The organism is Chryseobacterium sp. HMWF035 (assembly GCF_003094695.1).
GTDB lineage: Bacteria > Bacteroidota > Bacteroidia > Flavobacteriales > Weeksellaceae > Chryseobacterium > Chryseobacterium gambrini.
This window is the reverse complement of record NZ_QEHP01000039.1, coordinates 18476-33195: the sequence shown is the minus strand read 5'-3', so window position 1 is coordinate 33195 and position 14720 is coordinate 18476. Positions and strand designations below refer to the sequence as shown.

General features: G+C 38.2%; 8 protein-coding genes. 6 read left to right on the top strand and 2 right to left on the bottom strand.

The genetic code is table 11. The features are described 5' to 3' along the window. Positions 1-199: 199 nt before the first annotated feature. Positions 200-847 (bottom strand): MgtC/SapB family protein, encoded by a 648-nt coding sequence (locus DD829_RS06420; RefSeq protein WP_108410607.1) that lies wholly within the window; start codon positions 845-847, stop codon positions 200-202. An 85-nt stretch (positions 848-932) separates the two neighbouring features. Between DD829_RS06420 and DD829_RS06415 the strand changes: the two genes are divergently transcribed. Then, complete coding sequence (locus DD829_RS06415; RefSeq protein WP_108410608.1) at positions 933-1634, top strand: hypothetical protein; 702 nt, start codon at positions 933-935, stop codon at positions 1632-1634. A gap of 49 nt (positions 1635-1683) precedes the next feature. Here the strand turns inward: DD829_RS06415 and ligA are convergent, their stop codons facing one another. Further along, on the bottom strand, positions 1684-3690 hold the full coding sequence (gene ligA / locus DD829_RS06410; protein WP_108410609.1) for an NAD-dependent DNA ligase LigA: 2007 nt from the start codon (positions 3688-3690) through the stop codon (positions 1684-1686). Positions 3691-3933: 243 nt separating this feature from the next. On the opposite strand from ligA, the gene DD829_RS06405 reads away from it, so the two are divergent. The 5 genes from DD829_RS06405 to DD829_RS06385 all read left to right on the top strand — a co-directional run bounded on the left by DD829_RS06405 (position 3934) and on the right by DD829_RS06385 (position 14565). Beyond that, positions 3934-7041, top strand: coding sequence for a TonB-dependent receptor (locus DD829_RS06405; protein ID WP_116547633.1), 3108 nt, complete (start codon positions 3934-3936; stop codon positions 7039-7041). Between the two features lie 369 nt (positions 7042-7410). Then, positions 7411-8154 (top strand): glycerophosphodiester phosphodiesterase family protein, encoded by a 744-nt coding sequence (locus DD829_RS06400; protein WP_108409562.1) that lies wholly within the window; start codon positions 7411-7413, stop codon positions 8152-8154. A gap of 312 nt (positions 8155-8466) precedes the next feature. After that, a complete protein-coding gene (locus tag DD829_RS06395; protein ID WP_108409561.1) occupies positions 8467-11430 on the top strand; it encodes a SusC/RagA family TonB-linked outer membrane protein in 2964 nt (987 codons plus the stop codon). Positions 11431-11441: 11 nt separating this feature from the next. Next, positions 11442-12893, top strand: a complete 1452-nt coding sequence (locus tag DD829_RS06390) for a SusD/RagB family nutrient-binding outer membrane lipoprotein (protein WP_108409560.1) — start codon at positions 11442-11444, stop codon at positions 12891-12893. A gap of 88 nt (positions 12894-12981) precedes the next feature. After that, positions 12982-14565, top strand: a complete 1584-nt coding sequence (locus DD829_RS06385; protein WP_108409559.1) for a calcineurin-like phosphoesterase C-terminal domain-containing protein — start codon at positions 12982-12984, stop codon at positions 14563-14565. The last annotated feature ends 155 nt before the right edge of the window (positions 14566-14720 follow it).

The window sequence follows — 14720 nt, the reverse complement described above, 5'->3', positions numbered from 1 at the left end:
GGGATATGATTACAGCTGTATTAATCATTTTTGCAGGAGGAAATCCAGACAAAGTTTTCAAAACATAAAAGAGGTCGGATTTCTTCCGACCATGACTAATTGACGGCCCGAACAAAGCCCTGTATATTTTTAAAAAGAAATAATCGTGTAACCTCCAAAATCCCTCATCTGAAGGGATTTTTTATTGACATCGATGATATTAAAACTGATAGGCAATTATTTTATCATCTTCCATCAGGCTTTTCATTAAAATTTCATGATTGGTATTATTGCCTGTAACCATCCATGTTGTCGATAAATTTCCCTGTGTGTACTGCTGTTTTGCGAGGATAAATTTCAGATTGTTTTTCTTAAAAAGTTCTTCACAGTGTTGAATATCATGATAATTCATGACTGCAATTTTATATTCACGGATTTTATGGTGTCTGTCTATAAATTTTTCAAAATAGGTTAAATAATTTAAAACCAATAAAATAAGAAGCGTTCCGAGAAGTGAAAGATATACATATCCGGATCCGACTGCCATTCCGATGGAAGCTGTTGCAAAAATGGTTGTGGCAGTGGTAATTCCGTCGATTTTATTATCCCCTTTAAAAATAACTCCTGCTCCTAAAAAGCCGATTCCGGTAATGATATTGGCAGCCAGCCGATCCGGATTGGCGACCCCGATTTTAATCGAAAGTATTGTAAACAGGCAGGATCCGAAACATACCAGAATAAAAGTACGCAAACCTGCCGATTTGTTTCTGTATTCCCGCTCCGTTCCGATGAAAATGCCGAGAAGAACGGAAATGAAAATCAGCAGAAGCTCATTCTGGATGACGTAATGATCTTTTAAAAATTCCATTTTGAAGATTTTACTAAATAAAATTACAATAATTCTTTTGATAAAAATCCAAATGAGGTATATTGTATCGTAAAATACTAAACCATTGAATGAAAGTCTGAAAAAGTCGATTGAAAAACTGTATTCTGTTTTTTCAAAATATGAAATCCGGTCTTTTATAGAGGGATGCCCCTGTTGCGTTTCGGATCGTGATAAAGAGAAAATTCACAGTAAGGAACTCAGAGAACTCGAAGAAGAGGATCTTTCCCGATATGCTTTCAAAGCAATGACAACGTGGGGAAATGTGGACGATTTTAAACATTTCCTACCGAGAATACTGGAGCTTTGCATCGATCAGAATCTTGGAATTCAGCCGTTTGGTATTTTCGGAAAACTGGAATACGGAAAATTGGAAATCTGGGATGGTATTGAAAAAGAAGCTGTTAAATATTTTCTTTTTGAATGGTGGAAGTATTTCCTAGAAAATAGAAATTTTTTTGATGATGATCTGTTTTTCGGGATCTATAATGCGACGGGTGAAATGGAAAAATTATTAGACTGCTGGAAAGTGGATATTGCCCAAAACAGTTTTATGATTTATGTGGATTTTATCCGGAATTATTATCCGGATTTTGTCAACGAAAACCGAGAAAATAAAAGTTTCGATGAATCGGATCATGAAAAATTTCTGAAATGGATCAAAGAAAATTCAAAAAGTCTTGAAGAAGGTTTCTACTATTTCGAAAAGAGGGATGAAAGATTTGCAAGCGAAATTTCGGACGCTCTGTATATTTTGGAACACAGCTAAAAAAAGACTGCCTTTGAGAGACAGTCTTTTGTAATAGTATATTGTTTTTTTACTGTTTTTCTACCAAATCCAAAAATTGCTGTTCATCCAGAATTTCAATTGTTCCGATGTCCTGTGCTTTTTTCAGTTTGCTTCCGGCTTTTTCGCCCACCACAAGGAAATTAAGGTTTTTGGATACTGCCGAAATATTTTTTCCGCCGTGTTTTTCTACCATTTCTTCCGCCGCTTCTCGGGTAAATAATGATAATTTTCCGGTAAAAAGGAATGTTTTTCCTTCCAGAATATTCGACAGGACTTCGTTTGTACTTTCGCCTTTTTCCAGTTGTACTCCATAAGATTTTAACCTTTCGATCATGAGAATATTTTCGGAATTTGCAAAGAACTCTACAATGCTTACCGCGATTTTGGTTCCGATGTCTTCCACCTGACAAAGCTCTTCCACCGTTGCATTTTTCAGATCTTCAATGGTCGGAAAATTTTTAACCAGTTTTTTGGCAACCGTTTCTCCGACGTGTTTTATCCCGATTCCATACAGCACTTTTTCAAACGGAATTTCTTTGGATTTTTCGATCCCTGAAATGATGTTCTGTGCCGATTTTTCTGCCATTCTTTCAAGCGGTAGAAGCTGCTCCTTCGTTAAAACATAGAAATCCGCAGGATTTTCAATCAGTCGTTCCCTGTAAAGCTGCTCAATCGTCTCACTTCCCAGATTATCAATATTTAAAGCCTTTCTGGAAACATAATGGATCATTCTTCCCACAACCTGTGGCGGACAGTGAAGATCATTCGGACAGAAATGAATTGCCTGATCCTCGATTTTTACAAGTTCAGTTCCGCATTCCGGACAATTTTTGATGTATTCAATTTCCTTGCTTTCTTCCGTTCTTTTTTCGGTATTGACGCCAACAATTTTCGGGATAATTTCACCGCCTTTTTCTACGTAAACGAAATCATTTTCATGAAGATCCAGTTTTTTAATAATATCTTCATTGTGAAGTGAGGCTCTCTTTACGATCGTTCCAGCTAATAAAACAGGCTTCAGATTAGCAACCGGAGTGATGGCTCCTGTTCTTCCGACCTGATAAGAAACGCTTTGCAGTTCGGTTTCCACTTTTTCAGCCTTAAATTTATAAGCCATTGCCCAGCGTGGAGATTTTGCAGTATATGCAAGCTGCCTCTGCTGTTTTAAAGAGTTGACTTTTAAAACGATACCGTCAATTTCAAACGGTAAATTATGTCTTTCAACATCCCAGAAATTAATAAATTCCTTCACCTCATCCAAAGTCGTACACAATTTTGCCTGCTGAGAAGTTTTAAAACCCCAGCTTTGCGCTTTCTGAAGCAGTTCCCAATGCGATGCTGCAGGAATATCTTCTGAAATAAACTGATACAGAACCGATGAAAGCCCGCGTTTTCTCACCTCACCGCTGTCCTGCATTTTAAGACTTCCGCTTGCTGTATTTCGGGGATTCATGAAAGGATCAAGACCTTCTTCCTCACGCTGTTTATTGATTTTATCGAAATTCTTTCGGGTTAAATAAATTTCACCGCGCATAAAGAAATGTTCAGGGAAATCACCTTTCAGTTTCAGAGGAATATCCGAAATGGTACGAACGTTTGCCGTAATTTCATCACCCTGAAAACCGTCGCCGCGAGTTACTGCCTGAACCAGTTTTCCGTTTTCATACAAAATGGAGATCGAAGCACCGTCATATTTCAGTTCGGCAACAAATTCCACCGGTTCGTCAATCGTTTTGATAATTCTTTTTTCCCAGTCTTCAAGATCATCAAAATCATAGGAATTATCCAGAGAATACATTCTGAATTTATGCTGAACTGTAGGGAAAACTTTGGTAATTCCTCCGCCGACACGAACGGTAGGAGAGTTTTCGTCATAAAATTCGGGATATTGGGCTTCCAGATCACGAAGTTCTTCCAGCAGCATATCAAAATCATAATCCGAAATCGTCGGAGTATCAAGGAGATAATAATTTTCGTTGTGCTGATGAAGCTCTTTTCGCAGATCTTCTATTTTCTGTTGTATGTTTTCGGACATCGGGTTTCTATCTTTTTCAGCAAAAATAAATAAAAGTAATTCCAATTTAAAAAATATGAGAATTAAATATTCCGCGAAAATTAAAAAGTTGTAACATATTTCAACCCACTGATTATCCACCAGATAAAATCGGGGTTAAAATTCAGGTAACATAAGGTTCCCATATAATTTAAAAAATGTTAAAACTCCCTTAAACAGAGGATCCTGAAAGTCAGAATACATTTGCAAAGCTAATTTGTAGATATGAGAAAAGTAAAGATTGTATTGGGACTATTGTTCCTGAGTTTTGGAACGCTTGCGTATGCGCAGACCACTCAGGCTTCTATTGTAGGAAAAGTTACCGGAACCGGAAAAGCTCCGCAGGAAAAGGTAAAAGTAACCATTGTAAATGAATCCACAGGGTTTAAAACGGAAACAGAAACCAATTCGAAAGGGGAGTATATTTTTAAAGAAATTCCTTTGGGCGGACCTTATACTGTATTCGTAAATGATGAAAAGAGGGAAGGATACAACGTAAATTTTGGAGATCAGGTAACGGTAAACGTTGATTTGGGAAGCGAGATAAGTATTGAAGAAGTTGTAGTTACCGGGAATTTAAAAAACAAAATCGGGAATTTGGGTGCGGCAACAGCCATCACAACCAAAAATATCGGAATTTTGCCTGTAAACGGAAGAAATTTCAATAATCTTGCTGAACTTTCACCTTTGAGCGGTAAAAACGGAAGCATTTCCGGACAGTTGGGTTCTTCCACGAATTTTACTATCGACGGAATGACGGCTAAAAATCCTACTTCTGCAGGTTCTACCACAAGCAGAAGTAATGCTCCGTTTTCTATTTCTATCGAAGCGGTTCGTGAATTTAAAGTAACCACCAATCAGTATGATGTCACATTGGGAAGAAGCGGAGGCGGAACCGTAAGTGCGGTTACAAAATCAGGAACCAATAAATTCTCAGGAAGTGCATGGGAATATTTAAGAACAAACTGGCTTTCGAGCAAATACGACATCAGGGGAAATAAAATCAACAACGATTTTTCTACTTCTCAGTTTGGGTTCTCTTTAGGCGGACCGATCATCAAAAACAAACTGCATTTCTTCGTTGCATGGGATCATCAGTTGGATTCAAGACCATTGCAGATTGCTGATATCAAATCTCATGACGACGAATTGAGGTTAAATACCACAACAGCTACTTTAAATAAGTTCCTTGACATTGCCAGAGCAAAATATGGCGTTGGAAATACACCGCAGTTCGGAAGTTTTGATAAAGTGAGAAATTCTGATGCCGGATTTTTGCGTTTAGACTGGCAGATTAACGATAAAAACTTATTGACTTTAAGAAATAACTTCACCTATGATCTGAACAAAAACGGTTTAGGAGACAACACAGCGATCAACGCTTTTGAATCCTATGGAAATGATAAAAATCTGGATAACAGCTTATTGTTGACTTTAAGATCAAACTTAAAGCCGAATATAACGAACGAACTGAAGGCGCAGTATCTTTACACGTTTCAGGACAGTTATCAGAACGATCAGCTTGGTCATCCCGTTCCGAGAGCCATTGTCGAAAATATCGTAACCAGCATCGACGGAAAAGACAAGGCAACCAATATTCAGATCGGAGGACACCGTTTTGCGCAGGAAAGTTTCAGGAATAATGTTTTCCAGATCGTAGACAATTTATACTACAATACCGATAAAATCAAATATACATTCGGAGCAGATTTAATGTACACGATGGCAAAATCGGTGTACGGAAGTGAAGTGAACGGAAGATTCCACTTCAGAGAGAATCCTACTGTGAACGGAGGAGATAATTTATTTAATTTTAATAATCTTGTGGCGTACAGATTTTACAGAGAAGTTCCTTTGATGGAAGATCCTTCCGTGAAATCCAATATCTATAATTTAGGAGTTTACGGACAGATTCAGACAAAAATTGCAAAAGGTCTGGATTTAATGGCGGGTTTAAGATTGGATTACGGCGGTTATCCCAAAGCAGGCTTTAACCAGAAATTGTATGATGAAATGGGAATCCGGACAGATAATCAGATCAAATCATTCATCATTCAGCCGAGATTCCAGTTCGATTGGAATATTAATGAAGGAAATAAAGACTTCCTGAAATTCGGAGCCGGAATTTTCTCTTCAGACATCAATAATTATATGATTATCAATAATCTGGTGTTTGACGGAAGACATTTGGCAACAGTGGATGTAAATCCTTCACAGATTGGTCTTAAGCCGGATTTCATCAGCTACAGAAACGATTACGGAACGGTTCCTACTTTAGCGCAGTATCAGCTTCCTACCATTAACTATACAGGAAAAGATGCAAAAATTCCGGTAGTTTATAAAGCCAATGTTTCTTACACGCATTTCTTCAACGAGAGATTCAGAGCGGGAGTTGCGGGTTACATGACACTGGGAAGAAACAACTATTTCTATTACGACAGAAATATGGTGGCAAATCCTTATTTTACGCTGGATAATGAAGGCGGAAGAGGGGTTTTTGTTCCTGCAGCAACGATCGCAGCCAACGGAACGCTGAACTGGAAAGACGGAAGAATCAACAAAAATTTTGGAAGAGTTCTTGAATTGGTAAGTGATGGAAAAGTCAATCAGTTTTCATTCGTCTTAGATACAAGTTACCGTTACTGGAAAGACGGAGAAATTACAGCAAGTTACACTTGGGCAGATATCAAAGACAATACTTCGTATAACGGAAACGTAGCAAACTCTGCAACATTGTCTACCATGGTTTCGGGAGATCCGAGAAACTTAAGAATGTCGTATTCGGATAACCAGTTCAGAAACAAAGTCGTGATTTACGGGAACTCTCCAACCATTGCAGGATTTACTTTAGGAATCCGTTATGCCGGAATCGGCGGAACCCGTTTCTCTGTAACGGCAGGTGGAAACGTAAACGGGGATTTCGTAGATACGAACGATTTAGCTTACATTTTCCCGAATCTTACACAGACTTTAATTGATAATCCTGAAGTGGGACAGGCTTTGAAGAACTACATTACAGATTACAACAACAAAGTTGCAGAAAGAAACGGCGGGAAGAACGGTTTCTACGGAGTTTGGGATGTTCGTGTAGCAAAGAAAATCAAATTTGAAAAAATCGGAGCTTTTGAACTTTCAGTGGATATTTTCAACGTTGCCAATTTGCTTAATAAAGAATGGGGCGTTAACAAATCTTACGGAAATACGGCGCTGTACAGAATTACAGGATTTGATCAGACAACAAAACAGTTCAAATACAGCCTGAATACAAGCGGACTGGAGCCACTTTCCGGAAATCCTTATCAGATCCAGATCGGAGCGAAATATTCTTTCTAATCTAAAAATAAGTTTAAACTCATTTTAAATGTAACCGCAAAAGAGACAAAAGACTTTGTTGGATTTATTTAAAGTACTTCAAAAGTCTGCAAAGAGAAAAATCTTTGATTTTTTTAACTTATGTGCTCTTTTTTTACATTTAAGTACTCAACTTAAATAACTAAAGTGTTACAATCTTTTGCGGTAAAAAAGTTTAGACAAGTTTAATGTAAAAAATGTAAATGGTCAATTTTGCTCTGAAACTCAATTGTTAATATTAAATGATTGATCACTGACAGCGAAGGACGCACGATTGACTTTTCACTTAAATAAATTTATATACCTTTATCTGAAAGTTGAAAGACTTTCGAATACTATTCAAATTATATTATGAAAAATTTTATCTTAGGGTTCGCAGTTTTAAGCACAGTAGTAATGAAGGCACAAACCCAGATCGTAGCACACAGAGGATATTGGCAGACGCAGCCGCCGACAACGGAAAATTCTCTGAAATCGTTGGAAAATGCACAGAATTTAAAGATTTACGGATCTGAATTCGATGTGAGAATGACGAAAGACGGAGTTTTGGTGGTAAACCACGACGAACATCACGCCAAGATGGAAATTTCCGAAACCGATTTTAAAGAACTGGAAAAAGTAAAATTATCCAACGGTGAAGATTTTCCCACTCTGAAAGACTATTTAAAACAAGGGAAGAAAGATAAATCGCTAAAACTGGTGGTTGAAATAAAGCCTGACAAAACCAAGGAAAAAGAAGATGAACTGACGGCAAAAACCATCAAAATGATTAAGGATATGAAGCTTGGAGCGCAATGCGATTTCATTTCTTTCAGCTTAAATATCTGTAAGGAAATTAAAAGACTGGAACCCACTTTTAAAGTACAATATCTGAAAGGAGAGCTTTCTCCCCAACAGATCAAAGACGAAGGTTTGGACGGAATCGATTATCATTACAGCATTTTCCAGAAAAATCCTACATGGATTGCAGACGCAAAAGCTTTGGGATTGATCACCAATGCATGGACGGTGAATGACGTTGTCATTGCCGATGAATTAAAAAAGCAGGGAATCGGTTTCATCACTACCAATATTCCGGATCAGCTTAAAAAATAAGATCATGTCATCTTTATACAGAAAGTCTGTCTCTTTTGAGGCGGACTTTTTTTGTTTTAAAAACTTCCTTTAAAATTCAGCCAACTTTGTGGTACCCCTTATTTACTCAGGAAAAGACAATAAAATTAGGGAAATAAATCAGCTTTAAAATATTAAAAATTATTCATTCGTTTAACCTCTTGTTAACCAGTTGGCTGTGCAATGTTATTAAGGTTTAATTAATATGGCGTTTAATAATTCTTTAATAAATGTTAAAATAGTATTAAAATCCTACTCATAATATCGTTTTAGTTTTGCGCAAACAAAAAGGATATGCGTAAAGAGACACAAAAAGTACTCATTTTATCATTACTAGGACTTGTCAGTGTAAATCTGGCGGCTCAGCAAAAAGTGAAAAGAGATACCATTAAGAACATCGACGAAGTTGTGGTAACCGCTTTGGGAATCAAGAGACAAGACAAATCTTTAGGATATGTTGCGGAAAAAGTAAACTCAGACACTTTTGAAGAAACTCAGAACAACAACTGGGCTCAGTCTATGGAAGGAAAAGTTGCCGGACTGAAAGTTCAGACGGCAGGAGCGGGACCGCTTGCCAGTTCCAGAATTACCTTAAGAGGCGAAAAGTCGATGGTATTGGATAATAATTACGCATTAATTGTTGTAGACGGAATTCCTTTGGGAAATTCCACCACAGGAACCGGAACTCCGGCGTACGGAGCGGGTTCCGGAGGGGATGTTCCGATTGATTTAGGAAACGGACTGAACAGCATCAATCCCGATGATATTGAATCGGTAACCGTTCTGAAAGGAGCTTCTGCAGCCGCATTATACGGATCCCGTGCTGCGAACGGAGCTTTGATGATCACCACAAAATCAGGAAAAAGTAAAAACGGAAAAATTCAGGTAACCTTCAATTCCTATTCAAGTTATGATACGGTTTTGAAATGGCCGGATTGGCAGTACGAATACGGACAGGGAACTTTGGCTAAAAATACAGCAGGACAATTCTATTATTCTTACGGCGCTTCTGCAGACGGTGTAAGTACCGGAGGAACGAGCAGTGCTTTCGGACCGAAATTCGCGGGACAGTATTATTTTCAGTATGATCCTACCGTTGGCGGACAGAGCAAGGAAAGACAGCTTTGGAGAGCTTATGAAGACAACATCAAAGGATTCTGGAGAATAGGTTCTACGTATTCCAACAGTCTTTCGGTAGAGAGTTCCAATGATAAAACCAATTTCAGAACATCACTTACCTATCTTAATAACGAATGGATGATGCCGAATACAGGTTTCGACCGACTGAATTTTGCTTTGTCGTTCGCACATCAGTTAACTAAAAAATTAAAAGTATCCACCAAATTTACTTTCAATAAAACATCAAGTGACAATCTTCCGGCAACGGGATACAATAACCAGTCGATTTCCTATTTCATGATCTTCCAGAATCCGAATGTGGATCTTGCATGGTATCAGCCGATCTGGAAACCGGGACAGGTTCAGATCGATCAGATTCACCCTTTCAGTACATTTATCGATAATCCTTACCTCATCGCTTACGAAATGCTGAACGTAGTGGATAAAAAAACGATTTTCGGAAACATTACGGCAGATTATCAGTTCAATAAAAATTTCAGTCTGATGTTAAGATCCGGACTGGAAGTGCTGAACGAAAAAAGAACAACAAAACGTCCGTGGAGTTCCGCCAATTATGCAAAAGGATTCTACAGAGAACAGTACATCAAAAATCACGAATACAACAACGATGTTTTATTTTCGTACAAACAGAGCTTTAATAAATTCAATATTTCTGCATCTGCCGGAGGAAGCATCCGTTACAATCAGTATGTGATGAATGATTATCAGGCAAACGGATTGAAAATTGCCGGAGAATACAACCTTACCAATGCGCTTGGAATTGATGTAAAATATCCGAGACCGGGAGACGAACAGGTAAACAGTGTCTATGGTTTGGTAACATTGGGATACGACAATAAATTCTTTGTGGATGTTACCGGAAGAAACGACTGGAGTTCCACGCTTCCGAAATCCAACAGATCATTCTTTTATCCTTCCGTAAGTACGAGTTTCATCCTTTCAGAAATTTTTAAACTGAAAAGCGACCGGTTCAATTACTGGAAACTGAGAGCTTCGTGGGCAAAAGTAGGAATTGACGGCTCTCCTTATCAGTTAGATACCTATTACGATACCAGTTCTATCACAGGAAGTGTGGTGGCGAGAAATATCTTCAATAATCCTAATCTTAAACCTGAAAAAAATGCCAACGTAGAAGCGGGGATGGATTTCAGCGTATTAAAAAACAGATTGAATTTTAATTTCACGCTGTATCAGAACATGAGTGAAAACCAGATTATTCCGGTTTCTCTTCCTTATGAAAGCGGTTATTCCCAAAGAATCATCAACGCAGGAAAAATCCGAAACAGAGGTATGGAATTATCATTAAATACAACACCTTTTAAAACCAAAAGCTTCTCCTGGATGATCGGAGCCAACTGGTCTGCCAACGAAAACAGAGTACTCACCACGTCGGAAGGTTTCGACGGAATTATTTCAACCGTGGGAGGAGTCGTTTTTTATAAAGCCGTTGTAGGAGGTTCTTTAGGCGATATGTATGGTTTTAAACTGGTAAAAAACAGTCAGGGACAGGTTGTCTATGACAACGCAGGATTGCCTTTAAGACCTGCAGAAATAGAAAAAGTAGGAAACGCATTCCCGAAATGGAGAGCTGGTCTACAGAATGATTTTAAAATTAAAAATTTCACCGTAAGCTTCTCATTCGACGGTCAGTACGGTGGTGTTGCCTACTCGCAGTCGCATCACAAAATGTCGGAACAGGGAAAACTGAAATCTACACTTCCGGGAAGAGATAATCCGAACGGAATGATCGTAGGAGAAGGAGTTGTACAGAATCCGGACGGTTCTTACAGCCCGAATACAAAAGCGGTTACCGTGTCTGCTTATTATGCGGAATACTACAGAAGAGCCAACGTGGAAACGAATACATTCAGCACAGATTTTATCAAACTGAGAGATGCAAGAATCGCCTATTCTTTCCCGAAAGAAACCATAAAATCTTTAGGACTGCAGGATCTTACCTTAGCTATTTTCGGAAAAAATCTATGGATGTGGACAAAGTTCCCGATGTTTGATCCTGAAGTAGCCACTTTAGATAACGCCACCATTACTCCCGGAGTGGAAATGGGGCAGCTTCCAACCGCCAGAACCGTTGGATTTCAGTTAAATCTTAAATTTTAAATCTTAAAAAAATGAAAAAATTATTCATCAACATAGCTTTGATTGCTTCACTTTTTATTTTCAATTCTTGCGACAGAAGTTTTGAAGAAATCAACACAGATACCAGTAAAATTCTCAATCCGTCTGTAGGAAGCCTTCTGGCTCCCATTCAGTACGAAATGGCAAACTACGGATACAGCAGAGCCAATGATTTTACCTTCGATATCATGCAGATCGGTCTGGATTTTCCGAATGAAGGAAATACGTACAGCAGATATTACATGACAGAAGGAAGCGGAAACGGAGTCTGGAACACCTCTTATAAATGGCTGAAGCAGGTAAATGACCTGAGAACTTTTGCCAAGAAAGAGCAGAACAACAATTATCTGGCAATTTCAATGGTTTTGAATGCGTGGATCTACTCTAATCTTACCGATGCTTTCGGAGATGTGCCTTTTTCTGAAGCGGTAAAAATCGATCAGGGAATCATTACCCCGAAATACGACAGCCAGAAAGATATTTATGTTCAGCTTTTAAATGATCTTAAAACAGCAAACAGCTTATTCGATACGACGAAAACATTAACGGAAACCGATCTTTTCTATAATGCCAATAATAATGTGACGGGAATCGTTAACTGGAAAAAGTTCTGTAATTCTTTATCATTAAGATTGTTAACAAGAATTCTGAAAAGAAATGGCGAAGTCAACGTTCATGAAAGAATTCAGGAAATTGTAAGCAATCCTACCACATATCCTATTTTCCAGAACAATACAGACAGCGCTTTATTAACCATTTCAGGAATTTCACCCTATCTTCCGCCAATCGCAAGACCGCAGGATTTTACAGCGTACCGTGCCGCAGGAGAATTTTTTGTGAATGCCATGAAAAACAATAATGATCCGAGAATGAACATGTTCTTCACACAGGCAAAAGATCTGGCAACGAATGCAAACATCGGTTACAAAGGCGCTCCTTCAGGATATGCTTTGGGAAGTTCTTTCAATTATCAGCCTTCGAATTTCAACCAGAATCTTGCAAAAGCGCCGTTGAAAGATTTAATCATGACTTATTCTGAGGTTCAGTTTATTCTTGCAGAACTTTCTTTCAAAGGAATTATTACAGGAAATACCCAGACTTATTATGAAAACGGGGTAAAATCGATTATTGAACAATGGGGAGCCACTGTTCCTTCCAATTATTTTACCAACGCTAATGTGGCTTACAACGGAACTTTTGAAAGAATTATGCTTCAGAAATACATTTCTCTGTTTTTTGTAGATCATCAGCAATGGTACGAATACAGAAGAACAGGATTCCCGGTTTTACCGAACAACGGCGGGCTTCAGAACAACGGACAGATGCCGGTAAGATTTATGTATCCTACCCAGACCAAAGTAATGAACACAGCTAATTACAATGCAGCAGTTCAGGCAATGGGTGGAGACAATATCAATGTTAAAATGTGGTGGAATAAACCATAAACTTATCCGTAGGATCGGGCTTTAGCCCGATTTTCAGAAAAATAATCAGATTGGCTTCAGCCAAAACTTACATTCAAATATTATTACAATGAATATAAAATTTTTAATGCCTTGTCTTTTAATTTCAGCAATGGCACTTTCACAGGCTTCTGTTTCGGGATATGTGTACGAAGACAGCAACAAAAACCTGAAGAAGGAAAATAAAGAAAAAGGAATTGAAGGAGTGGCGGTTTCCAACGGAGCTCAGGTTGTGTTAACCGATAAAAACGGAAGATACGGTCTGCCTGTTCAGGAAGGACAGACCATTTTTGTCATCAAACCTTCAGGTTATATGACTCCTCTAAATGCAAATAATCTTCCTCAATATTATTATCAGTACAAGCCAAAAGGTTCTCCCACAGATTTTAAATACAAAGGTTCTGCGCCTACAGGCGAACTGCCGAAAGAAATTAATTTTGCCTTAAATAAGCAGAATGAAAGCAAAAATTTTGATATTCTCGTTTTCGGAGATCCGCAGCCTTACACGGAAAAACAATTGGATTATTTTAAAAGAGCCATTGTAAATGAGGTGAAAAGTACTAAGAAGAATGCGGTTTTAGGAATCAGTCTCGGAGATTTGGTAGGAGATAATTTAAGCCTGCAAAAACCTTACGCAGACGTGATGAAAGAAATCGGACTTCCTTGGTATAATGTGATGGGAAATCATGACATGAATTACGAAGCGAAAGAAGATATGCTTTCTGATGAGACTTTTGAATCCAATTTCGGACCAGTAAATTATTCCTTCAATTACGGAAATGTACATTTTATTATTTTGGATGATATTTTGTATCCCGATCCGCGCGACGGAAAAGGATATTGGGGAGGTTTCCGTGAAGATCAGATGCAGTTTATCGAAAACGATCTGAAACTGGTGGATAAAAATAAACTGATCGTTGTTTCTTTCCATATTCCTCTGGAGCATAAAAATGAAGATAATTTCAGAAATGCAGACCGCCAGAAATTGTTTGATCAACTTGCTCCGTTTAAGAATGCTTTGTTGCTTTCGGCGCACACTCACATTCAGCAGCAGCTTTTTTACGGGAAAACAGCAGGATGGAACGGTTCCAAAGATCTTCACGAATACAATGTAGGAACAACCTGCGGAGACTGGTGGTCCGGAACTTCTGATGATTTGGGATTGCCGACTTCCACGATGAGAGACGGAACGGCAAAAGGATATTCTTTCATCAGTTTTAATGATAACGAATATAAAGTAAAATATAAAACTGCCGGAAAACCTGAAGATTATCAGATCAATTTATATGTTCCGAAAGTAGTTCCTTTCCCTTCAAAAACGTCTGCTAAAGTTTTGGCAAACTTCTTCATAGGAAGCAAAAAAGATAAGGTAGAATACAGAATAGACGGCGAAAAATGGGAAGAAATGCAGTATGATGAAACCGTAGATCCGAGTTTTGCGATGTCGGTTTTCAAATGGGACACGACGCAGACTATTTTCCCGGGAAGAAGACCTTCCAATCCGGAAGCTTCAAAGCATATCTGGACCGGAGATTTCCCGAAAAAACTTACTTTGGGAAAACATAAGGTTGAGGTAAGAGCAACGGATATGTATGGAAACCAGTTCTCTGCAACAGAAGAATTTGAGGTACAGAACCAGATTATTATTCCTTAATTTTCATTTATTACTATACTTTCAAAGGAACCGGCTCTATTTTGGAGTCGGTTTTGCTTTAAACATAAGTGGTTATTTTTAAATTAATCATAATACGGATTTTTAGCTCGGCTAATGTTTCGTAAATTTGCATCAACGAATAAAAAATTCTTTAA